This is a genomic window from Pseudomonas sp. GM55 (assembly GCF_000282395.1).
Lineage (GTDB): Bacteria > Pseudomonadota > Gammaproteobacteria > Pseudomonadales > Pseudomonadaceae > Aquipseudomonas > Aquipseudomonas fluorescens_CC.
The window spans coordinates 1-20,955 of record NZ_AKJJ01000005.1 but is presented as its reverse complement, the minus strand read 5'-3'; the positions used below and the strand labels follow the sequence as shown (position 1 = coordinate 20,955).

The 20,955-nt window shown below is 56.2% G+C and carries 17 protein-coding genes; 7 read left to right on the top strand and 10 right to left on the bottom strand.

Annotation, left to right across the window (positions count from 1 at the left end; genetic code table 11):
- Positions 1–29: 29 nt before the first annotated feature.
- The 4 genes from PMI31_RS01500 to PMI31_RS01485 all read right to left on the bottom strand — a co-directional run bounded on the left by PMI31_RS01500 (position 30) and on the right by PMI31_RS01485 (position 6,803).
- A complete protein-coding gene (locus tag PMI31_RS01500; protein WP_008015762.1) occupies positions 30–3,116 on the bottom strand; it encodes an efflux RND transporter permease subunit in 3,087 nt (1,028 codons plus the stop codon).
- A complete protein-coding gene (locus PMI31_RS01495) occupies positions 3,113–4,231 on the bottom strand; it encodes an efflux RND transporter periplasmic adaptor subunit (protein WP_008015760.1) in 1,119 nt (372 codons plus the stop codon). The genes PMI31_RS01500 and PMI31_RS01495 overlap by 4 nt, the downstream gene beginning before the upstream one ends.
- Before the next feature lie 82 nt (positions 4,232–4,313).
- Positions 4,314–4,931, bottom strand: a complete 618-nt coding sequence (locus PMI31_RS01490) for a TetR/AcrR family transcriptional regulator (RefSeq protein ID WP_008015759.1) — start codon at positions 4,929–4,931, stop codon at positions 4,314–4,316.
- Between the two features lie 954 nt (positions 4,932–5,885).
- A complete protein-coding gene (locus tag PMI31_RS01485; RefSeq protein WP_043302113.1) occupies positions 5,886–6,803 on the bottom strand; it encodes an AraC family transcriptional regulator in 918 nt (305 codons plus the stop codon).
- Between the two features lie 165 nt (positions 6,804–6,968).
- Between PMI31_RS01485 and PMI31_RS01480 the strand changes: the two genes are divergently transcribed.
- From PMI31_RS01480 to PMI31_RS01470, 3 genes are all read left to right on the top strand, one after another.
- Complete coding sequence (locus tag PMI31_RS01480; RefSeq protein WP_008015757.1) at positions 6,969–8,018, top strand: NAD(P)-dependent alcohol dehydrogenase; 1,050 nt, start codon at positions 6,969–6,971, stop codon at positions 8,016–8,018.
- 53 nt (positions 8,019–8,071) lie between these two features.
- On the top strand, positions 8,072–9,094 hold the full coding sequence (locus PMI31_RS01475; protein WP_043302111.1) for an alpha/beta hydrolase: 1,023 nt from the start codon (positions 8,072–8,074) through the stop codon (positions 9,092–9,094).
- 86 nt (positions 9,095–9,180) lie between these two features.
- Positions 9,181–10,380, top strand: coding sequence for an MFS transporter (locus tag PMI31_RS01470; protein ID WP_008015755.1), 1,200 nt, complete (start codon positions 9,181–9,183; stop codon positions 10,378–10,380).
- A 73-nt stretch (positions 10,381–10,453) separates the two neighbouring features.
- Here PMI31_RS01470 and PMI31_RS01465 read toward each other — a convergent pair whose 3' ends face one another.
- Both PMI31_RS01465 and PMI31_RS01460 read right to left on the bottom strand, forming a co-directional pair.
- Positions 10,454–11,200, bottom strand: a complete 747-nt coding sequence (locus PMI31_RS01465; RefSeq protein ID WP_008015754.1) for an SDR family NAD(P)-dependent oxidoreductase — start codon at positions 11,198–11,200, stop codon at positions 10,454–10,456.
- A 12-nt stretch (positions 11,201–11,212) separates the two neighbouring features.
- Entirely contained in the window at positions 11,213–11,620 is a 408-nt protein-coding gene (locus PMI31_RS01460; RefSeq protein ID WP_008015753.1) for a DoxX family protein, read from the bottom strand.
- A 56-nt stretch (positions 11,621–11,676) separates the two neighbouring features.
- Between PMI31_RS01460 and PMI31_RS01455 the strand changes: the two genes are divergently transcribed.
- Positions 11,677–12,096 (top strand): winged helix-turn-helix transcriptional regulator, encoded by a 420-nt coding sequence (locus PMI31_RS01455; protein ID WP_274517731.1) that lies wholly within the window; start codon positions 11,677–11,679, stop codon positions 12,094–12,096.
- 50 nt (positions 12,097–12,146) lie between these two features.
- Here PMI31_RS01455 and PMI31_RS01450 read toward each other — a convergent pair whose 3' ends face one another.
- The 3 genes from PMI31_RS01450 to PMI31_RS01440 form a co-directional block, all read right to left on the bottom strand.
- Complete coding sequence (locus tag PMI31_RS01450; RefSeq protein ID WP_008015750.1) at positions 12,147–12,683, bottom strand: hypothetical protein; 537 nt, start codon at positions 12,681–12,683, stop codon at positions 12,147–12,149.
- A gap of 385 nt (positions 12,684–13,068) precedes the next feature.
- The gene (locus tag PMI31_RS01445) at positions 13,069–13,938 is read right to left on the bottom strand and encodes an isocitrate lyase/PEP mutase family protein (RefSeq protein WP_008015749.1); all 870 of its coding nucleotides are present in this window, start codon (positions 13,936–13,938) and stop codon (positions 13,069–13,071) included.
- 167 nt (positions 13,939–14,105) lie between these two features.
- Positions 14,106–15,035, bottom strand: coding sequence for a LysR family transcriptional regulator (locus PMI31_RS01440; RefSeq protein WP_008015747.1), 930 nt, complete (start codon positions 15,033–15,035; stop codon positions 14,106–14,108).
- 228 nt (positions 15,036–15,263) lie between these two features.
- Here PMI31_RS01440 and PMI31_RS01435 point away from each other — a divergent pair, with 228 nt between their 5' ends.
- Together PMI31_RS01435 and PMI31_RS01430 are read left to right on the top strand one after the other, a co-directional pair.
- Positions 15,264–16,553: a dicarboxylate/amino acid:cation symporter gene (locus tag PMI31_RS01435; protein ID WP_008015746.1), complete on the top strand. Its 1,290-nt coding sequence runs from the start codon at positions 15,264–15,266 to the stop codon at positions 16,551–16,553.
- Positions 16,554–16,563: 10 nt separating this feature from the next.
- Positions 16,564–18,084: an amino acid racemase gene (locus tag PMI31_RS01430; RefSeq protein WP_008015744.1), complete on the top strand. Its 1,521-nt coding sequence runs from the start codon at positions 16,564–16,566 to the stop codon at positions 18,082–18,084.
- A 152-nt stretch (positions 18,085–18,236) separates the two neighbouring features.
- Here the strand turns inward: PMI31_RS01430 and PMI31_RS01425 are convergent, their stop codons facing one another.
- Entirely contained in the window at positions 18,237–19,169 is a 933-nt protein-coding gene (locus PMI31_RS01425; protein WP_008015742.1) for a helix-turn-helix transcriptional regulator, read from the bottom strand.
- Positions 19,170–19,754: 585 nt separating this feature from the next.
- On the opposite strand from PMI31_RS01425, the gene PMI31_RS01420 reads away from it, so the two are divergent.
- A partial coding sequence (locus PMI31_RS01420) for an MFS transporter (RefSeq protein ID WP_008015741.1) occupies positions 19,755–20,955 on the top strand: 1,201 nt, incomplete at its 3' end.

Sequence of the window (20,955 nt, the reverse complement as noted above, 5' to 3'; positions counted from 1 at the left end):
GGCGGGATCGGCCCGCCGCACCTTCCGGTTTATGCGGGTTGCGCTACAAGGGTGCGGATGCTGTCGGGCTTGATCTTGAACCAGATGGAATACATGGCTGGCAGGAACACCAGAGTCAGCACTGTTCCCGCCAACGTTCCTCCGATCAGCGTGTAGGCAAGCGTTCCCCAGAACACCGAATGAGTCAGCGGGATAAAGGCCAGGATCGCCGCCAGAGCGGTCAGGATCACCGGCCGGGCACGCTGCACGGTCGCCTCTAGCACCGCATGAAACGAATCGAGTCCCGCCTGCTCATTGTGATGAATCTGTCCGATCAGGATCAGCGTGTTACGCATCAGGATGCCCGACAGCGCGATCAGGCCGACCAGCGCATTGATGCCGAATGGCTGCTGAAAAAGAATCAGCGTGGGCACTACGCCGATCAGCCCTAGCGGACTGGTCAGAAAGACCATGACCATCGCGGAGATCGAGCGCACCTGCAAAATGAGGATAATCAGGGTGATTGCCAGCATGATGGGAAACAGCGGCAACATCGCCACCGTCGCCTTGCCGGACTCCTCAATCGAACCCGCCTGCTCGATGCGATAGCCGTTCGGCAGTTTCTCCATGATGGGCTGTAGCTGCCGGGAGATCGCCGTTGATACATCAGGCGGTTGCAGGCCATCGGCGATATCGCCACGGACGGTGATCGTCGGCACACGGTCGCGCCGGCGCATGACCGGTTCCTCCATACGCACATCGACCTCGCCAACTTGCGACAGCGGGATACGCTGCCCATTGGCGCCAGCCAGCGTGAAGTCCATGACCATGCCGGGATCGAAGCGATTACCTCCGGCCGAGCGGGCCACCACCTGCACCGTACGGATATCCTCTCGCACGGCAGTAACGGGTACGCCGCTCAACAGGAACTGCAATTGTTGCCCGACGGCAGTGGAGGTCAGTCCCAGGGCTTGCAAGCGATCCTGCTGCAAGGTGAAGTGCAGTGCAGGCGTGCGCGTGCCCCAGTCGTTGTTGACCGTGCGCATCATCGGGCTGGCAACCATGACCTGCTGCACCTCGGCGGCAATTTCACGCAGCTTTTCCGGCTTCGGGCCGGTCACCCGGTAGGCGACCGGAAATGGCGAATAGGGGCCGAACACCAACTGGGTGACACGCACCCGCGCTTCGCCGGCCAGCCCCTCGGAAATCGCCTGGCGCAACCGATGCTTCAACGCCTCGCGCTCTTGTTCGTTGTCCGTACGGATCACGATCTTCGCGAATGACGGATCAGGCAGTTCCGGCCCCATTGCCATGTAAAAGCGTGGTGCGCCTTGCCCCACGTAGGCCGTGACGATCCGTGCTTCTTTCTGTTTAGCCAGCCAGGCTTCCACCTCAGCTGAGGCGGCGCTGGTTTGGACGATCGAGGTGCCGTAGGGCATCTGCACTTCGACCAGCACTTCGGGGCGGTCGGAGACCGGGAAGAACTGCTTCTTGACCAAGCCCATCCCAAGGATGGCCATCACAAAAAGGCCAACCACTGCGCCCGCGACTAGCCACTTGTGATCGATGACTCGCACCAGCACCTGACGAAAGCGGTTGTAGCGCGGCGTATCATAGATCGCGCCGTGGCCGCCTTCGACCTGTTTGACATTGGGTAGCAGCTTAACGCCGAAATAGGGCGTGAACAGCACGGCAACCAGCCACGAGGCGATCAGGGCAATGCCGACGATCCAGAACATGTTACTGGTGTATTCGCCCGCCGTAGAGCGGGCAAAGCCATTGGGCATGAAGCCGACAGCTGTGACCAGTGTGCCTGACAACATCGGCGCGGCAGTATGACTCCAGGCATACGCGGACGCGGCGATGCGGCTGTAGCCTTCCTCCATCTTCACCACCATCATCTCGATTGCGATAATGGCGTCATCCACCAGCAGGCCTAGCGCCAGGATCAGTGAGCCCAAGGTGATACGGTCAAAATTCTTCCCGGTTGCGGCCATCACCACGAAGACCATCGCCAGGGTCAGCGGTACTGCCGCAGCGACCACCACGCCGACGCGCCAGCCCATACTGAGAAAGCTCACCAGCATCACCACTAACAACGCGACGAAGAATTTGATCATAAACTCATCGACCGCCGAGTTGATGTTGACGGCCTGATCCGTGACCTTAGTCAGGCTCATGCCCAGCGGCAGCTCCGCGTTGATCGCCCCCACCTCAGTGTCCAACGCCTTCCCCAGATCCAGTCCGTTCCAACCATCGCGCATGACGATGCCCAGCAACAGCGCAGGCTCGCCGCCGTTGCGGATCATGAAAGTCGCCGGGTCTTCATAGCCACGCTTGATGGTGGCGACGTCCGACAGTTTCAGCGTGCGGCCCTGCGCCACAATCGGCGTGTCGCGGATCTTCTGCAATTCGTCGAACGCGCCATCCAGGCGAATGAATACCTGCGGCCCCTTGGTTTCGACGGAGCCCGCCGGTGTCAGAACGTTCTGGCCGTTGAGCGCGGCGAACACCTCCTGCGGGCCGATACCCAGCGTTGCCAGGCGTTCATGTGAAAATTCGACATAGATACGCTCGGGTTGCTCGCCGACGATGTTGACCTTCTTCACACCCGGCACATGCAGCAGTCGCTGGCGCAGCGTCTCCGCGTCGCGTACCAGTAAACGCTGTGGTTCACCTTTGGCCTTGAGTGCGAACAGGGCAAAAGTGACATCAGAATATTCGTCGTTGACCATCGGCCCGATCACACCCGCCGGAAGCTCTTTCGCTTCGTCGCCGACCTTCTTGCGCGCCTGGTAGAACTCCTCCGGCACCTGCGAAGGCGGCGTGCTATCGAGCAGGGACAAAGTCGTGAAGGCCAGACCGGGTCGCGTGTAGGTTTCGGTGCGGTCGTACCAGCGCAGCTCCTGCAAGCGCTTTTCGATTTTTTCCGCGACCTGATCCTGCATTTCCTGTGCAGTAGCCCCGGGCCAAGCTGTGACGATGGTCATCACCTTGACCGTGAAGGCCGGGTCTTCTGCCCGCCCCAACTTGAAGAACGCAATGAGTCCAGCCAGGGAGATCAGGCAGACCAGGAACAGAGTGACGGAGCGCTCGCGTACGGCGAGCGCCGACAGGTTGAAGCGACCTTCCCTCATGGACGAACTCCCTCGACCGCCGCGACGTCGCCTTGAACCACAACCCGCACTTGCTGGCCTTCGCGCAGCAGGTGCGCGCCGAGCGCAACGATCCGATCGCCTTGATTTAGCGCACTGGAGATCCGCGCGCTCTCTTCATCGAGGTACTGAACCACGACCGGCTGCCAGTGAACCTGTGCCACCTCGCCCCTGATGAGCCACACTCCGGGGCCCTTTCCTGCGTCGTACAGGGCGCCGATCGGTACCCGCAGGCTGTCTGCTTGTGTGACAGAAGGCGCGTTCGGAATCTGCAGGGTGATGGTGGTGCCCAGAGGGGCGCTTGCCAGCTCGCCCTCCAGCACATAGCGCGCTTCGAACGTGCGGGTCTGGCTATCCGCGACATCCGATAGCTGCCGAAGTCTGGTCGCAACACTGACACCCGCTTTACCGAAGAGTGTCGCCTGTGCGACGGAGCCGACTACCGGGCGCAGAGTTTCCGGTAACTGGATCAGCGCTTCACGGGGCCCGGCATGAGCCAGGCGTACAACGATCTGGCCTGCATTAACGACCTGACCGGGCTCGACCAGCGTTTCCATGACCACACCGTCGGCGTCCGCAAGCAACTCGGCATAACGGGTCGCATTAAGGGCCACTTCAGACTGGGCCTGAGCAGCACTGAGCTGGGACTTGGCGGCATCCGCCGCAGCCTTGAACTGATCGTAGGCCGACGCTGATATCGCGCCGGTTCCTCGTAGCGCGCGGTAACGAGCTTCATCATCGCTTGTTTGCTGCGCGCGCGCTCGTACAGCGGCGACCGCTTCGCGCTGCGCATGCGCGGCGAGCTTCAGATCGACGGGGTCGATGCGCATGAGTGCCTGACCGCGTTTGACGCTTTGCCCCGTATCCACAAGCCGCTCCAGTACCTTGCCGGAGACGCGAAAGCCCAGGTCACTCTGGACTCGCGCTGCTACGGTTCCGGTGTAGGAGCGTGGCGCAGGGGTTGCCGCCTGAACAATGGCGACACGCACCAGCGGCACTTCGGTGCGTGGATCGGTTTGCGCTTTCTCGCCGCAAGCGACCAACGCAAACGGCAATACGCAGATGAGGGTAGGTAAAACGAAGCGACGCCGGAGCATGAGAGTCCCATACACGAAATGATCGGGGCTCTCACTTTGGGTCTAGTGACCAATTTAGTCAATAGTCACAGAGGTGGCATTGTCACGGCGACAGGCTGCGCAGTACCAGGCTGGACAGTTGTCCGGGCGCCTCGTCGATGTAGTCGAAGCCATTCTGCAAGAGCAGCGGATTGAGGTACGGGCGCATGACCAGATAAATCGCCATCACAGTTTCATCGAGGGGCGTCTTGCGCTCGAAGTCTCCGGCTTGTCGACCTTCCTGCAAGATGCCCTGAAGCAACTCGCGGATGCGCTCCTCATAAGCGAGCGTCGCTTCCCAGCGCTCAGTAGCCGCCGAAGCCGCAATCTCGTAGAGCTTACGATCCTGGGAAAACAGCCGAAGGCTGGCCTCGACGACGGACTTGAACATCCTTCGCAGCTTTTCTGGCGGGTGATCAGCTTCATCGACGGCCGCCCTGATTTCGGCCTCGATCTGGCATAGGCAGTTCGCGCAGATCATCTCGCCGATTGCCTGTTTGGACTCGAAGAACTTATAGATGTAGGCCTTGGAAAAGCCGATGGCCTTGGCGAGGTCGGAGACGGTCGTCTTCTCGTAGCCATACCGACTGAAGTGCTCGGTTGCAGCGGCGACGATCTGAGTGCGTACATCGTGATCGGCCGGGCCGCGAGCCGGAGCTGAGCTAGTGACTGTTTTACTCATGATTTACAGCTTACCGTCAGTCTTAGAAGTGGACAATTAGTGACCGATTTTCTTTATGGTTACAAGCGTGGTGTTTGCCATATCCTCTGCCTAGGCGACGTCCATGCAGGATGAAGTCGCCCACCGATTTCAACCGCAAAGGCAACGCTTATGAGGCATTCTTGGCACAAGCCGAGAACTGAATCGAAGCGGCTACGTGAATTCTAATTGGCGCTTGCAGAGTATCAGCCTTCCACACGAACGGGATGGTGTCCAACAAAAGACCACGGCGCACTCCATTAGCCGAGGTTTCTGCGAGGTGCCGCCTCTAAGACTGGTTCGAGGAACGGAACTGCGAGCGAAGGTGTCATTTGTATTAGGCACCGTGGTGTCGCAATCCTATTGGGATAGAGAGGTGGTTTTCATGAACAATATTATCTACATCGTCGGGGCAGTTGTGATTGTCGTAGTTATTCTGTCATTTGTCGGTCTTGTATAGACTTAGCTGCTGAGCACGTTCATTGACTCATCAGTTTGTGCTAACGGCCTTTGAAGGTACCGGGGCGAGTTACTGAAGATACCTCTGTGAGCCCCCCCCAAGCGCTGCTAGCTGAGAACCGTCCTGATGGCGCCGGTTGCGGTTTAGTACGAGCCAAGCCGGTATTTGGAATAATGAGGCGTTTGCGGCATGTATCCCCCCCTCCTGACGATCGCTACTTTGTAGTCAAAGGGCAGCTGTGGTGTTACTGGTGGAACAACGGCAGTCCAGATGACCGGTAATTTCGCGACCGTTGAGATGAATGCTGCCTGACATGGGCTCGATCAAACGACTGAACAGACACTATGGGATCGCTCGGAACTGGTTGACCTCTACTCGGAAAGCTTGCAAATAGCCACAGCCAAAAGCGGCCAGTCGACAGATTCCCAACAAACACTCTTGCCGTTCAAGCGCCGCTCATGCGCGCATTTATGCCGCTACCCCTGCCCTCGCAACACCGCAATATCCCGCTTGGGGGGCACACCAAACAGGCGGCTGTACTCGCGACTGAACTGGGACGGGCTTTCATAGCCGACCTTGAAAGCCGCACTGGATACGTCCTGATGTTCATTGAGCATCAATCGCCTCGCCTCATTCAATCGCAGCCATTTCTGGTACTGCAAGGGGCTCATTGCGGTGAGTTGGCGAAAGTGGTGGTGAAAAGTCGGTGTGCTCATCTGCACTCGGGCAGCAAGTTCCTCGACGCGAAGCGCCAAGGTGTAATTCAACTTCAGCCAATCGATGGCTTTGGCGATCCGGTAACCCTGGCCATCAACGGATGTGATTTGTCGTAGTCTGCCTGCCTGATCACTTTGCAAGAGACGGTAGTGAATCTCGCGCTGGATCAAGGGTGCGAGAACAGGGATGGACTCCGGTTCATCGAGCAGTGCCAACAAGCGCTCGAATGACGCCAGCATTGCCAGGGTCACTGAACCAATTCCTACCCCTTTCGAAACTGATCGATCCCGGATTGGCGGCAGGTCACTTTGCGATATCAGCTCAGCCAGCATGCGCAAATCGAGTTTCAAAGTCAGCCCCAGGCATGGCTTTTCCGGGCTTGCAGCAAGCACCTCTGAATTGGCTGGCAAGTCCAATGACGTAACCAGGAATCGCGACGTGTCATATGGATAACCTTCGCCGCCTACCCACAGCTGCTTCTCGCCCTGAGCGACAAGAATGATGCTCGGCTCGACCATGCAAACGACGGGGGGAGAAGGATGCTCGCGCCGATAAAAGCCCAGGCCAGCAATCGAAGTAGCGTAGTCACCAGGCTTTGAGATCCGAGCAGCAATGGTATGCGCAAGCGCTTCTTGGGGTGGTGTATGTACAGCGGCAGTTTCGTGATTGATCGTCATGTTCGTCTTGTACCTCTTCGCTGAACTCTAACTCGCCAGCTGGCGACCGTCCTGCAAAAAAGCCAAGACTCATAGGATCAGGCAAGTAATCAAGCGGATTGCTCTACTGAGTCTCTGGGCAGAGCCGGAGAATGATCATCCGACACCACCATTCAGGACTTTCCCATGCTTGTAAAAGCCTATGGTGCTCACGCGGGCGACAAACCCCTTGAGCCAATACAGATCAACCGCCGCGAGCCGGCCCTCCATGATATTCAGATCGATATCGCCTTCTGTGGCATCTGCCATTCGGATTTGCATCAAGTGCGCGCTGAGTGGGCTGGTACGCAGTTTCCCTGTGTTCCGGGGCACGAGATTGTAGGTCGTGTATCGGCGGTGGGCCCGCATGTAAAAAATTTTAAAGTTGGTGATCTGGTCGGCGTGGGCTGCATCGTCGATAGCTGCAAACACTGCGACGACTGTGACACAGGCCTGGAAAACTACTGCGACGACATGATCGGCACCTACAACTTCCCGACCCCGGACGCACCCGGCTGGACGCTCGGCGGCTACTCGCAAAACATCGTGGTGCATGAGCGTTACGTTCTGCGCATCCGCCATCCCGAAGAACAACTGGCCGCTGTCGCGCCTCTGCTGTGTGCGGGCATCACCACCTACTCCCCACTCCGTCGCTGGAACGCCGGGCTAGGCAAGAAAATCGGCGTGGTCGGCATTGGTGGCCTGGGCCACATGGGCATCAAGCTGGCCCACGCGATGGGCGCCCACGTCGTTGCGTTCACTACCTCGGAGTCCAAGCGCGAGGCGGCGAAGCAATTGGGTGCCGACGAGGTTGTCGTGTCGCACAATGCTGAAGAAATGGCCGCGCATGCCAAGAGCTTTGACTTCATTCTCAACACCGTCGCAGCCCCGCACGATCTCGATGCCTTCCTGGTGCTGCTCAAGCGCGATGGCGCGCTGACTCTCGTGGGTGCGCCCGCATCACCACATCCGTCGCCGAACGTATTCAACCTGATCATGAAGCGCCGAACGATTGCCGGCTCGATGATCGGCGGTATTCCCGAGACCCAGGAGATGCTGGATTTCTGTGCCGAGCACGGCATCGTCGCCGACATCGAACTGGTTCGAGCCGATCAGATAAACGAGTCCTATGAGCGAATGCTCAAGGGCGACGTCAAGTACCGCTTCGTGATCGACAACGCCACGTTGGCTGACTAAACGCCTGAGTCAAAAACTCCAGCGAACAACCATGCAATCGAAAGGAATATCCAGTGAAAGGAATTTTACTAGCCCTGGGGCTGCTCGTTACCTCTTTTTCCTCAATGGGAGCCAATATGTCCAACGGCGCGGACAACTTCTACAAAAGCGAGAAAGTGACCGTTGAAAAGGTCACCTTCAAGAATCAATACGGTATGAAGGTAGCGGGAAACCTGTTCACCCTGAAGGGCCTCGACCCCAAAGCGAAAAATGCCGCCATCATCGTCGGCCATCCCATGGGGGCGGTGAAGGAGCAGAGCGCAAACCTGTACGCCACCAAAATGGCCGAGCAGGGCTTTGTCACACTGTCGCTGGACTTGTCTTTCTGGGGTGAGAGCGAAGGCACACCTCGTCAGGCAGTCTCGCCAGATATCTACGCAGAAGACTTCAGTGCCGCCGTAGATTTTCTCGGCACTCGACCCATAGTCGACCGTGAGCGTATTGGCGTCATCGGCATCTGCGGCAGTGGCAGCTTCGCCATCAGCGCGGCCAAGATCGATCCACGCCTGAAGGCAATCGCCACCGTCAGCATGTATGACATGGGTGCGGCCAACCGTAACGGACTCAAACACGCCGTGACTCTCGAACAACGCCAGCAGATCATTCGCGAAGCGTCCGAGCAACGCAATGCGGAATTCCAGGGTAGCGAAATCCGCTACACCGGCGGCACGCCGCTCAAACTGACCGGCAACGAAGTAGGCGACGAGTTCTTCGACTTCTATCGCACCCCACGAGGTGAGGTCACTCCGGCAGGCGCAACGCCGCAGACAACCACCATGCCGACGCTGACCAGCAACGTGAAGTTCATGAACTTCTACCCGTTCAATGACATCGAGACCATCTCTCCGCGCCCACTGCTGTTTATTGCTGGCGACCAGGCTCACTCACGCGAGTTCAGTGAAGATGCCTACAAGCGGGCTGCCGAGCCTAAAGAGCTGCTCATTATTCCAGATGCCGGACACGTGGATCTTTACGACCGGGTCAGCCTCATACCATTCGCCAAGTTGACCACGTTCTTCAAAAGCAACCTGAAGTAGCCCGGTCGGTGCCCTGGCCGGGCATCGGTTCTCTCGTAGCCTCGCCCTCGGGGCTACAACGCTTCGCGCAATACAGGATTCAAGCAATGACTGATCACCTCCTCCCAGTGCCCCATAAATCATGGGGCGCCGTATTCGCCATGTCGCTCGCCGCCTTCGTGCTCGTGGCATCGGAGTTCATGCCCGTCAGCCTGCTGACACCAATTGCCGTAGATCTGCATATCACCGAGGGGCAAGCCGGTCAGGGGATCTCCGTTTCGGGGCTGTTTGCCTTGTTCACCAGCCTTCTTATCCCGCTGGTGGCGGCACGGGTTGACCGTAAACCGCTACTTCTTTCACTAACACTGATGATGATTCTTTCCGGAACGGTGGTCGCGTTCGCGCCGAACTACTGGGTCTTCATGGTCGGACGAGCACTGATCGGAGTGGCAATCGGTGGATTCTGGTCATTATCGGCGGCGACGGCCATGCGCCTGGTACCTGATGATCAGGTCACACGGGCCATGGCAATCGTTAACGGCGGCAACGCTTTGGCGACGGTGATTGCAGCGCCATTGGGCAGTTTTCTCGGTGCCTTGATTGGCTGGCGCGGTGCATTCTTGTGCGTCATCCCAGTCGCGATAGTCGCCTGTGTCTGGCTGTTTTTAAGCCTTCCAGCGATGAAATCGCACAGCGGCTCAGGCACCGGAAACGTCTTCAGGTTGGTGAAAAGCCTACCGGTCGCGTTAGGCATGGTGGCGGTCAGCGTCTTTTTCATGGGGCAGTTCATGCTGTTTACCTATTTGCGCCCCTTCCTTGAAACGGTAACGCACGTCAGTGTTTCCATGCTGTCGCTGATGTTGCTCGTGCTGGGTCTGGCGGGCCTCGCTGGAACCTTCCTGATTGAACCGTTTTTGAAAAATGGCCTGCATCGTACCCTCATCGTCATCCCGATCTTGATGGCGGTGATTGCACTGACGCTGGTTTCATTCGGTAGCTCGGCGGCCACCACGACCGTCTTGCTTGGCCTATGGGGACTGGTTGCGACTGCCGCGCCCGTAGGGTGGTGGACATGGCTGGCGAGAACGTTGCCAGACGCTGCTGAAGCAGGAGGCGGGTTAATGGTAGCGATCATCCAACTGGCCATTGCATCTGGCGCAACCGTTGGCGGGCTGGTCTTTGACTCAAGCGGCTATCGAGCGACCTTCGAGTTGAGCGCCACCTTACTGGGCGTGGCGGCCGTTCTTGCCTTCCTGGCTGCACGCGCAACATCGCGAGAGTCTCTTGCGGTGGCGAACATCGCTTGAAATAACCACAAGGCACGGCAAGGCATGTCTTGTGGTTTCGGTTGAACATTCGCTCGGAGTTAAGGCGTGACGGTCAGCGTGCGCTGTCGATGATTTGGCCACCGTCTGGTGTCAGGCTGTACCCCGTCAGAAATTGTGCATCCTTGCTGGCGAGGAACAGCACGACCGGCGCAATGTCCTCTTCGGGTGATCCATAACGGCCAAGTGCGTTAGTGGGTGCAGGCATATCGGCTCCAGCCCCCCCCCAAGTATCAGCGACCGGCATGACATTGTTTACCGTGATCTTGTCAGCGCCCCACTCCCTTGCCGCCGAGCGGGTCAAGGCACGTACCGCCTCCTTCGCCATGTTGTATGGGGCATAACCCTGCAAGCCGATGACTCCGGCCAACGATGCAAAGTTGATGACCCTACCCTCCCCGCTGGCTTTGAGGTGGGGGTAGCAGGCTTGCATCGTCCGTAGATAGGCAATCGGCCCCATCTCTAGATTGCGTTGCAATTGCTCGACCGACAGATCGAGAACCGACGAAGAGACGACTGAGGGGTCGAAGGCATTGTTCACAAGAATGTCGATCCGGCCATATTCAGCCACCACCTTTTCAACGGCGCCTTTGATCTGAGCCGGATCGGCGATATCACAGACTACGCCGAGCGCGATGCCGCCCGCCGCCTGGATCTCAGCAACAACGCCAGCAACATTTTCAGCCGTCCGTGAAACGACCGCCACTTTCGCGCCGTCTCTTGCAAAAAGCTTGGCAGTAGCGCGGCCGATACCACGGCCGGCTCCAGTGACGATGGCTACTTTCCCATTGAGTCGGGACATTTTTATCTCCAGTTATCTAGGGGTTACTTGATGTGCCGTTATTACTTGCCCGTAGGGTGACGACACGTCACGAGCAGCGTTTTGGGTGAGGAAAGAAGCGACCAAAAACACCAGGCAAATAGCCGCCGGCAAGGCACCACGAGGCTTGCGGACATTGATGTGTGCTAATGCCGAGAGCAGCAGGTGATAAAGCATGCCGGCGTAAGCGAGGTCGCTAAGCGGCACGTTGATGCGCAACAGAATGGCGGCCACCGCCAGGATCTTCACTGCAATGAGGATCGGCACGAGATAGGCGGGATAGCCGAGGTCGGCGAATGCATGACGAGCCCAGTCTCTTTTAACCAGGTACATCGTCGCCGAGGCCAGATACAGCAACGACAACAATGTTGTACTGATCCAATAAATATAGTTTTCGATCATGGAGTTTTCCTAAGCAAGCGTTAATGCGTCGACTTAGGTCAAAGATGTCGCCTAATATGAAAAGCTACAAGCAGGATGAAAAAGTGGTGCTTAGTATGGAAAACCAGACTAATGGTGACGATCAAATCAACATGCATGAGGAAATGCGCCGTGCATTTGCGCTCCTCTCAGGCAAGTGGAAGCTGGAAATCATGTGGTTGTTGAACCAGCGAATTTATCGTTTCGGAGAACTGCGCAAAGCGATTAATGGCATCACCCAACATATGCTGACGGCACAACTTCGTGAGCTCGAAAACGATGGCCTGGTATCGCGAACAGTGTTCGCGGAAGTGCCCCCGCGCGTGGAATATGAGATGACGGCAAAGGCCCGTGCGCTCGGGCCGACGATGGAGGCACTCGCGTTATGGTGGAGCGAGTACGGGAAAAGCGTGCCAGTGAAACCGAACACGCGTGGTCGTAAAGCCAAAAGCACTTGAGCGTCAGTGGATATTACCTGCTGCTCTGCGTGACTTTGGAACATACGATTTCACTGTACGCGATGGCTCACCCAATACTTCGAGACGGCACCGCGCAAGCCCTGCACCGGGTCTTGACTCGGAAAAGGCAGCTTGTCGATGGTCTCCAGTTGCACCTTGCTCGGTGCCTCACGGCATATATCGGCTTGCTGCCTCGGCGGGTAAGCGCCGACAACCAGAAAGTTGTCGCTGGAGGCTAAATTGCAGTGGCCTGTGCCTGCGGGTAATAGCAACGCATCGCCTGCGCTGACGTTCAGTACAAAGCCATTGGGGCCACCGAGCATCAAGCGTGCATGGCCGCTGGCGATGCCAAGCACTTCATGGCCTTCAGTATGATAATGGTGATAGCTGTAAACACCATTACGCCATTGTGGAGGCCAGCCGTTGGTGCTGAAAGTTTTCTCGAACAGAGCTGCCAAATCGCTGCCTTGCTCGGCAATCGCGTTGGGGTACACGAGCACCGGGAGACGCGGATTATTGGGAACCCAGCCATTGCACTCCAGCATCATAATTTGCGTGATGGCTACCAGAGCTTGCGACTTGATCATTTGAGCTTCTCCGGAGCAAAGCAGCGTCCGCTGAGGGTTTTGTTCAGACTGTCGCATCAACCTGTAACCCAAGGTCGATAGCTACCCTCCAAGACAGAAATTAACCGGCAAGAAGCATTCATCCTATTTCACCTTTGCGTACGTCGCCTGCCAAGGCCAAAGCGGGTAAGTGGCGAAAACGCGCCAGGGTTTACTCCAACATTTGAAGAGAAAAAAAGCTTCCGAATCGCTTCGCAAGCAAACTGCTGAATACGCAACCGAGGGTGACCAAACCGCATGAAAGCGACTGCTCTTCATCAGCGCGCAAATCATGCTTGCGTATTCAAACAGAGAGAAAAAAGCCTGTTGGCAGAGCGCTAAGCAAAAGGTGAATTACGTAATCAAGTCACTCCTGAACATCCATGAAATCTCTCGCCCAACTCAGATATGACTCCGGCAACGTGTAGGTATATGCCAGCTCAGTAGCGCTGAGATTTGAAGTGCTGCGAGTGAGCTGGCGCTGTTCGCGAAGGCAGTCATAGGTCGCCTTAATGGATGCGAAGTAGGCGCTATGACCGGCGACGATGATTCGTGCGCCCAGTTTGGCCAAACGTTCGTTGTCGTTGAGCCTTGGATTGCCATAGGTCACGAGCATTAACGGGATCGTGAGATGTTCCGCAATCTGCTCCAGGTGCTCGAAGTCATAAATACCGACCATGCAAATACCGTCGGCACCGGCCTGTTCATACGCCCGTGTGCGATACACAACCTCCTGTACCGGTAAGGCTGAGGCATTGGTTCGAGCAATGATCGTGAGCTCCGGATCGACACGTGCTTCTAGAGCAGCTCTCACCTTGCCTACCCCCTCAGCAGTGCTGATGAGGTCTGTTGATTTGCGCCCAAATTGAGCCGGTAGCAGAGTGTCTTCGATCGTCAGTGCTGCTACTCCTGCGCGCTCCAACTCCTGAACCGTGCGCATAACATTGAGTGCATTACCATATCCATGATCGGCGTCAGCGATGATGGATAGCTGAGCCACACGACCAATCCTGGTCGCTTGTTCGACAAACTCAGTAAGGGTAATCAGCGCGAAATCCGGTGCAGCTAGAACCTGGAGGGATGCCACCGAGCCGCCCAAAATACCGACCTCAAAACCGAGATCGGCGGCAATACGTGCTGACATCGGATCAAAGACTGAAGCCGTCTGGAAACAGGTACTGGATGCCAGTAGCTCGCGAAACGAACGGCGTAACGCTTGGTGGGAAACTCTGGGCATGATCTCTCCTCACTGTGGCCGCTATCGTGTGAACGAACAGTGCCAACTCAAAAGTGCGGCGAGACTATCATGCAAAAAAATAGCGGTTGATGACGTTTCAGAATGACCCGATGCGCAGATGTCATTACAAATATTTGAGGGACGCTTTTCGAGCCTTGAAGCTTCGATCAATTGGCTATTTTGCCGTGGAGATCACGGGAAGCTCCTTCGAGAGTTTTCCATAGGTTGCGCATCGTAGGATTCTCATTGGTGATGGAGCAGTAGGAGCGTATCTCCAGTCGCGTACTCCATTCATCACCACCCGCTTTCACCAACAGTCCACGCTGCAACTCGTCTATAGCCGCACTTTGCGGCAACCATGCTACTCCGTATCCCTCGACTGCCATTCGCATCAATAGCATTGTCATGTCCGCTTCGTAGCATCGCTCCAGCATGCACGCAGTCGGGCCATTCTTTATGACGATGTCGGCCACACGCCCTAGAAAAGTCGTCGCCGTGTAGGCTAGATGAGGCACTGGTTTGTTGGAGGTTCCTGGCAAGGGGTACAGCGGAGCTCCATCCTTGTCAGGTGCGCACAGTGGGATGAATGCGTCATGCCCTAAGGTCAAACTCCCGAATTTTTCAGAGTCGAGAAGAATGGGCGCTAAGGGGTGTTGATAGACGATCATCAGATCGCAGCTACCCTCTTCCAGAGCTATGACAGCATCATGAATATTGGCGGCAACAACCCGCGCGTTGAATTGCTCGTTGTGCTGCTGAAATTGCTTTAGCCATTTCGGCAGGAATGTCATCGACAGGCTGTGGCCGGCAGTGACCTGGATGGATCGCCCGGGCATCCGCTCCACCTCGCGAAGGCTTGAGCGCAGCCTCATCAGCCCCGCCAATGCCTCGCGGCTTTCTTCACAAAATGTGCGGCCAGCAGGGGTCAGTTGAACAGGATAGGTGCCACGATCCACCAGCTCTGCACCTACCCACTCCTCAAGTGACTTTATACGTCGCGACAAAGCCGATTGGGTCACACAGCGAACCTCCGCAGCCCGAGAAAAATTCTTCCACTCCGCGACCGCCAGAAGATCATCCAACCATTTGATTTGCATATTGGTTCCTCACGCTGCGAATGAGCAGTGTACTGCGCGGCACGCCCAACCAAACACGAGTTTCACTAACTATTCCAAAACCGCATGAAGCGATCCTGATTACTCATCACGCCCCCTCAAACCCGTCCTTAGAATCGTCAATGCAGCCTCGCCGCTAAAAATCGTCGGCGAATGAAACTTGTCTCCCGCCAAGTAAAAAAATTAATAACACCACTTGAGGAAAGCTCCGTGAAGAAAAATAAACTTCCACGCCGGATCGCAATTGGCATTGCCTTAGGCGTGCTTGTCGGTTGGGCGTGCCACCATTTCGCAGGGAGCGAACAAAACGCCAAAGAGATCGCGTCTTACTTCTCGATGGTCACTGATATCTTTTTGCGCATGATCAAGATGATCATCGCTCCGCTGGTATTCGCTACGTTGGTAGGCGGCATAGCCAGCATGGGCAACTCACGCTCTGTCGGGCGCATTGGCCTCAGAGCCATGGTGTGGTTTGTCACCGCGTCGGTGGTCTCGTTGGCAATCGGCATGGGGCTGGTCAACCTTTTTCAACCCGGTGCGGGACTGAACATGGAAGTTGTCCAGCATGCGGCAAGTCCCGTGGCGGTCAACACAGGGGATTTCAGTCTCAAGGTTTTCATTAGTCACGTATTTCCCCGCAGCATTGTTGAAGCAATGGCCAACAACGAGATCCTTCAAATCGTTGTGTTTTCATTGTTCTTCGGGTTTGCATTGGCGGGTGTGAAGCGAGCTGGTTATACAACGATTGTCGATAGCATCGAAGAGCTGGCCAAGGTGATGTTCAAGGTCACGGACTTCGTCATGGCTTTCGCGCCAATTGGAGTTTTCGCAGCCATCGCATCGGCTATCACCACGCAAGGTCTTGGCTTGATAGTCGATTACGGAAAACTGATTGCCGAGTTCTACTTGGGCATTGTGATTCTGTGGTGCGTGTTGTTCGCTGCCGGCTACCTGTTCCTGGGTCGCTCGGTGTTTACCCTGGGTAAGCTGATCCGCGAACCTGTTCTGTTGGCATTCTCGACTGCCAGTAGCGAGTCCGCGTATCCGAAGACCATGGAAGCTCTGGAGAAATTTGGTGCGCCCAAGCGCGTATCCAGCTTCGTCCTTCCGTTGGGGTACTCATTCAACCTTGATGGTTCGATGATGTATCAAGCGTTCGCCATCATGTTCATTGCTCAGGCCTACAACGTCGACCTGAGCTTCACACAGCAACTGCTCATCTTGCTGACACTGATGATCACCAGCAAGGGGATGGCGGGTGTAGCCCGAGCATCGGTGGTCGTGGTGGCGGCTACGTTACCCATGTTCAATCTTCCCGAAGCTGGCATTTTGCTGATCCTTGGCATCGATCAATTTCTCGATATGGCCAGAACTGCCACCAACGTTGTTGGCAATAGCATCGCAACGGCCGTGGTTGCCAAATCAGAACCACATGAAGAACCTGAAGACGCGCCTGGCAACAAATCTCCGATCCCAAATCACACTGTAGCCACCGCCTGAGAACCGAACCATGAAAGGTAAATCAAAGCCGTCCAGCGGGTCATCGTTTGCTCGCAAACTAGGTATCGTCGGCGGGCTTGGCTCACTGGCCGGCGGCGATCTGTTCTACAAGTTGGTGAAGTCCAGAGCTGTTTTGGAGGATCAAGGTCGCTATCACTTTCTGTTTGAACAACACCCGTTCAAAGACGTGCTGATGCCCCTGGATCAGGGTGCCAGCATGACCTCCAGAAAGTTCTACGTATTTCAGGTTTGCCAGACATTCGAGGCAAGCGAAGTCAATGCAGTCTTACTGCCGTGTTTTGCCAGTCACACATTTCGGGAGGAGATCCAAGAGGAAATTGGGATACCCGTTCTGGATATGATGGCCGCGTTACGCAAGCACATTAATCATGTCGCTGAACACGGCAGTACGTTGGGAATCATCGCGTCCGACTACGTTCGGCACTCCGGTCTGTTTGAGCGCTATTTCGGCAATGACTTCAAGCTCGTTTATCCAAACGATAACGAGCAATCGGGGTTAATGGATGCCATGTACGGGATTAACGGCATCAAAGATGGATTCCTTGACGGGGTACCACTTGAATGTGTTTATCAGGCCTGCCTGTCGGTTCAGGATCAGGGGGCCACAATCATCCTGCCTGGCATGACTGAGCTCTCGTTGGTCTGCGGGGATCTTCAACGGCGTGGCTTGACTGTCCTGGACATCAACGAGATTTATGCCGCTTTCGCCACCTTGGAGAAAGGCCAGTCGACCCGTCCGCCTTTCAAGCTTGGAATTGTAGGTGGAGTGGGCCCGGCAGCAACGGTCGATTTCATGGGCAAGGTCGTCGCGCATACACCCGCAGGCCGCGATCAGGAACACATCAAAATGGTAGTGGAACAAAACCCCCAGATTCCTGATCGCACAGCCAATCTGCTGTATGACGAAACCGATCCGACGATGGCGATGTACGCAACGTGCAAGCGACTTGAAAGTGCTGGAGCCAATGCCATCGCGATTCCATGCAATACGGCTCACGCATTTGTAGAGCGCATCCAGGCGCACCTGCGTGTACCTATTGTGAATATGCTTACAGAGACAGTAGACGCCATCGTGCAGCGGTACGGTGCCGGAAAATCCGTCGGGCTGCTTGCGACGTCCGGCACAATCAAAAGTCAGGTTTACCACGAGGCTGCTCGGCAAGCAGGGCTTCAATTAATTACCCCAGGTATGGATTACCAAGCGTTGGTTATGGAGTCGATATACGGAGATCATGGCATCAAAGCAGGTTTTACAGAGGGTATATGCAAAGACCAGCTCCTAACCGCCGTAGAGCACTTATGTGAACTGGGCGCTGATGTACTCATCCTGGGATGTACGGAGCTACCTCTGGTGCTGGAGCATAGCGAATCTTACATGATCAAAAATCATGAGATTGCATTGGTCGACCCGACAACCATTTTGGCATTGAAGTGCATTGAGCTTGCCCGAGAAAATACGGTAAAGCCTAGTCAACCAGTTGGCTTATCGGCTACGGAAAACCAACTCTAGAATCAAACTCCGCCAAACAGTATAAGGCCCATCTCGGGCCTTTTTGTACTCAAACCAAACTCACCTGAATCGCCCCGGGTTATTTAGTGAGATACAGGATCGTATATCCCAAATTTCGTTGAGTCTGAGCAGAACTTTCTGCCCGACAATCTTCACGTATTGGACGGCGATTGCGGCGTGTCGGGATTGAGTTGCTGGCGTCTGAATTGTCCCGGAGGCTGGCCATGTATCTGGCGAAAACGCCGGGAGAAATAAGCTTCATCAGCGAAACCGCATAATCTCGCCACCTCCCCCACGGGTCGTGTTCCATTGAGCAAAAAATTGCGCGCCGCGTGCATCCTGCGCTCGAGTACCAGCTCCGTGAAAGTCTTGCCGATTTCCTTGCGCAACCAGTGCGTCAGGTACGTCGGTGAAAGGTAGGTCGCGGCAGCAACCTTGATCAGGTTGAGATCGGGGTCAGCGATATTCTTGCGCAAGTATTCGGACATCCTGCTCAGTGCGTCGCGTCGGCTGGCTTCAGCGGCATTTTCTTCGGCCAACCGTTTGAGCGGCTCGGCGTACAAGGCACAGACGCTCCCCACCATTTGCAGAAGCAACCCCTTGAGCATCTCGCGGGTGCCGAACTGACGGTTTCCATCCAGCACTCGCATCTGTTTGATCAAGGCACAAACGCTGCTGAAATCCTCATCGCCCAGAATGAAATCCAGATGTTCCTGAAAGCGGAACGGCGACAACTCAGGCGCCAAGAGAATCGAGACTTCCTCTAGATCCATCGGGTCGCACTGCAAGTGCGGCAGCAGAAAGGTCTGGGAAAAATTGATCACCATGAAATTACTGTCGGCTGGATGCGGAATCACATGCACGCGATGCGGCAGGATGAAGGCCAGCGTGTTGCGCGGAAACGGACGCACGACGTTGCCGATGTGCTGCACGGTATCGCCACCCAGGTTGACCTGGATCTGAAAGTACTCATGGCGATGCGGGCTGGTTTCGGCGTGCCGTCCCTTTTTGTCGCGGATATAGAAGTCTGTCAGTTCGCTGCGTTGCTGCATGACATAGGTGGGTACTCGGCTCGGTGACGACATCTCCTGAGGATCCTCGACAGGTACATGGACAGGTTGTCGTCGCGCCGGGATGCAGGCGGCGACGTGGGTGATTGTGTGGGCGGACACGGTTGAATATCAACATGTCATAGGATGACACCGGCAATCCGAAAAATGATTGTATGTGTGTGTGCTACGTCGACTGTCCAAAAAACGACGCTCAATAAAAAATATTAAAACCATATAAATCAGATAGTTAATGTTCATATTTAACTGAAAAATAGAAAATTGCTGATTTTATTTTTCTTGGACACCTGCGTTAACGGCTGTTTTGAAGAGAAAAAACGATCTAACGCCTTCGTTGATTTTCGATGGTTGTACGACCACTGTGACAACCAATGCAGCCCGACCCTTCCAAAAACAATCAAAAGGTGCGCACCCATGAACAAGCTTTTCTCCCTCTCGACCCCTCCCCCGAATGCCCTTGGCCGAAGGCGTATCTGAGCGCCTGACAGCTGCTGTCCGCGCCTCTCATTCAAGTAGCGATTGCTCTGCCCCGGCCTCGGAGGCATCGGATTCGGCTACGCGCGAACATCTCGATTCTTCTAACAATAAAAAGGTCTACTCATGTCGAACTCGCAAACCTCCCCGTCCACCGCGCCGTCGGTGGGTGTCGGCGCCCGGGACGCCGTGCTGCCTCAGCGACTGCCAACGCGTCGGCGCTGGTTCATGCTCTCGCTATTGCTGATTGCAACCATCATCAACTACATCGACCGGGTGAACATCTCGATTGCGGCACCGTTCCTTGCCAAAGATCTGGGCCTGGACAAGATCGAAATGGGCCTGATTTTTTCCGCGTTTGCCTGGACTTACGCCCTCGCCCTGGTGCCCGCCGGGTTTGTGGCCGATCGCTTCGGCTCCCGATTTACCTACGGTGTATCGCTGATCAGTTGGTCGACCGTCACCGTGTGCCAGGGCTTCGCCACGGGCTTCGCGTCGCTGTTCGGGCTGCGCCTGGCGGTCGGCGCCATGGAGGCGCCGGCCTTTCCGGCCAACAGCCGCGCGGTGACGGTGTGGTTCCCAGCCCGGGAACGGGGCATGGCCAGCAGCATTTACGTGTGCGGCCAGTATCTGGGCACGGCACTGTTTACCGGCGTGCTGTTATGGCTGGCGACAACCTATGACTGGCGCCATGTGTTCTACAGCACCGGGGCACTAGGCATTGTCTTCGGTGTGGCCTGGCTGTACTTGTACCGCGATCCGCTGAACTGCAAAAAAGTCAGCAAGGAAGAACTGAAGTACATCGAATCCGGCGGTGGCCTGGTCAAGAGCAGTCAGGAACGTACCAAATTCAACTGGCGGCAGATCGCCGAGCTGTTCAGCTATCGGCAGATCTGGGCGATTTGCATCGGCAAGTTCGCCAGCACTTCGGCGTTGTACTTCTTCCTGACCTGGTTCCCGACGTACCTGATCGAAGAGCGCAAGCTGACCATGATCAAGGCCGGGATCTTCGCGGTTCTGCCGTTCGTGGGTGCAACAGTTGGCATTCTGCTGGCTGGGATTATCTCCGACCTGCTGATCCGTCGCGGCTATTCAATGTCTTTCGCTCGCAAGCTGCCATTGGTCGTCGGATCGATGCTGGGGATGTCGATCGTCCTGGTGAATTTCACCGACTCGAACGTGATCTGCATTGCCGTGCTGACCATCGCCTTCTTCGCCCAGGGCATCGCCTCGTCGTCGTGGGCGGCTGTGTCAGAGGTGGCGCCCAAGGAACTGATCGGCCTGACCGGCGGGGTCACCAGCCTGGCCGCCAATATCGGCGGGGTCG

Bases quoted from the DNA above. Each gene is read 5' to 3' on its own strand.
- PMI31_RS01500 (WP_008015762.1), bottom strand. From the start codon at position 3,116: ATGAGGGAAGGTCGCTTCAACCTGTCGGCGCTCGCCGTACGCGAGCGC.
- PMI31_RS01495 (WP_008015760.1), bottom strand. From the start codon at position 4,231: ATGCTCCGGCGTCGCTTCGTTTTACCTACCCTCATCTGCGTATTGCCG.
- PMI31_RS01490 (WP_008015759.1), bottom strand. From the start codon at position 4,931: ATGAGTAAAACAGTCACTAGCTCAGCTCCGGCTCGCGGCCCGGCCGAT.
- PMI31_RS01485 (WP_043302113.1), bottom strand. From the start codon at position 6,803: ATGACGATCAATCACGAAACTGCCGCTGTACATACACCACCCCAAGAA.
- PMI31_RS01480 (WP_008015757.1), top strand. From the start codon at position 6,969: ATGCTTGTAAAAGCCTATGGTGCTCACGCGGGCGACAAACCCCTTGAG.
- PMI31_RS01470 (WP_008015755.1), top strand. From the start codon at position 9,181: ATGACTGATCACCTCCTCCCAGTGCCCCATAAATCATGGGGCGCCGTA.
- PMI31_RS01465 (WP_008015754.1), bottom strand. From the start codon at position 11,200: ATGTCCCGACTCAATGGGAAAGTAGCCATCGTCACTGGAGCCGGCCGT.
- PMI31_RS01460 (WP_008015753.1), bottom strand. From the start codon at position 11,620: ATGATCGAAAACTATATTTATTGGATCAGTACAACATTGTTGTCGTTG.
- PMI31_RS01455 (WP_274517731.1), top strand. From the start codon at position 11,677: ATGAAAAGCTACAAGCAGGATGAAAAAGTGGTGCTTAGTATGGAAAAC.
- PMI31_RS01450 (WP_008015750.1), bottom strand. From the start codon at position 12,683: ATGATCAAGTCGCAAGCTCTGGTAGCCATCACGCAAATTATGATGCTG.
- PMI31_RS01445 (WP_008015749.1), bottom strand. From the start codon at position 13,938: ATGCCCAGAGTTTCCCACCAAGCGTTACGCCGTTCGTTTCGCGAGCTA.
- PMI31_RS01440 (WP_008015747.1), bottom strand. From the start codon at position 15,035: ATGCAAATCAAATGGTTGGATGATCTTCTGGCGGTCGCGGAGTGGAAG.
- PMI31_RS01430 (WP_008015744.1), top strand. From the start codon at position 16,564: ATGAAAGGTAAATCAAAGCCGTCCAGCGGGTCATCGTTTGCTCGCAAA.
- PMI31_RS01425 (WP_008015742.1), bottom strand. From the start codon at position 19,169: ATGTCGTCACCGAGCCGAGTACCCACCTATGTCATGCAGCAACGCAGC.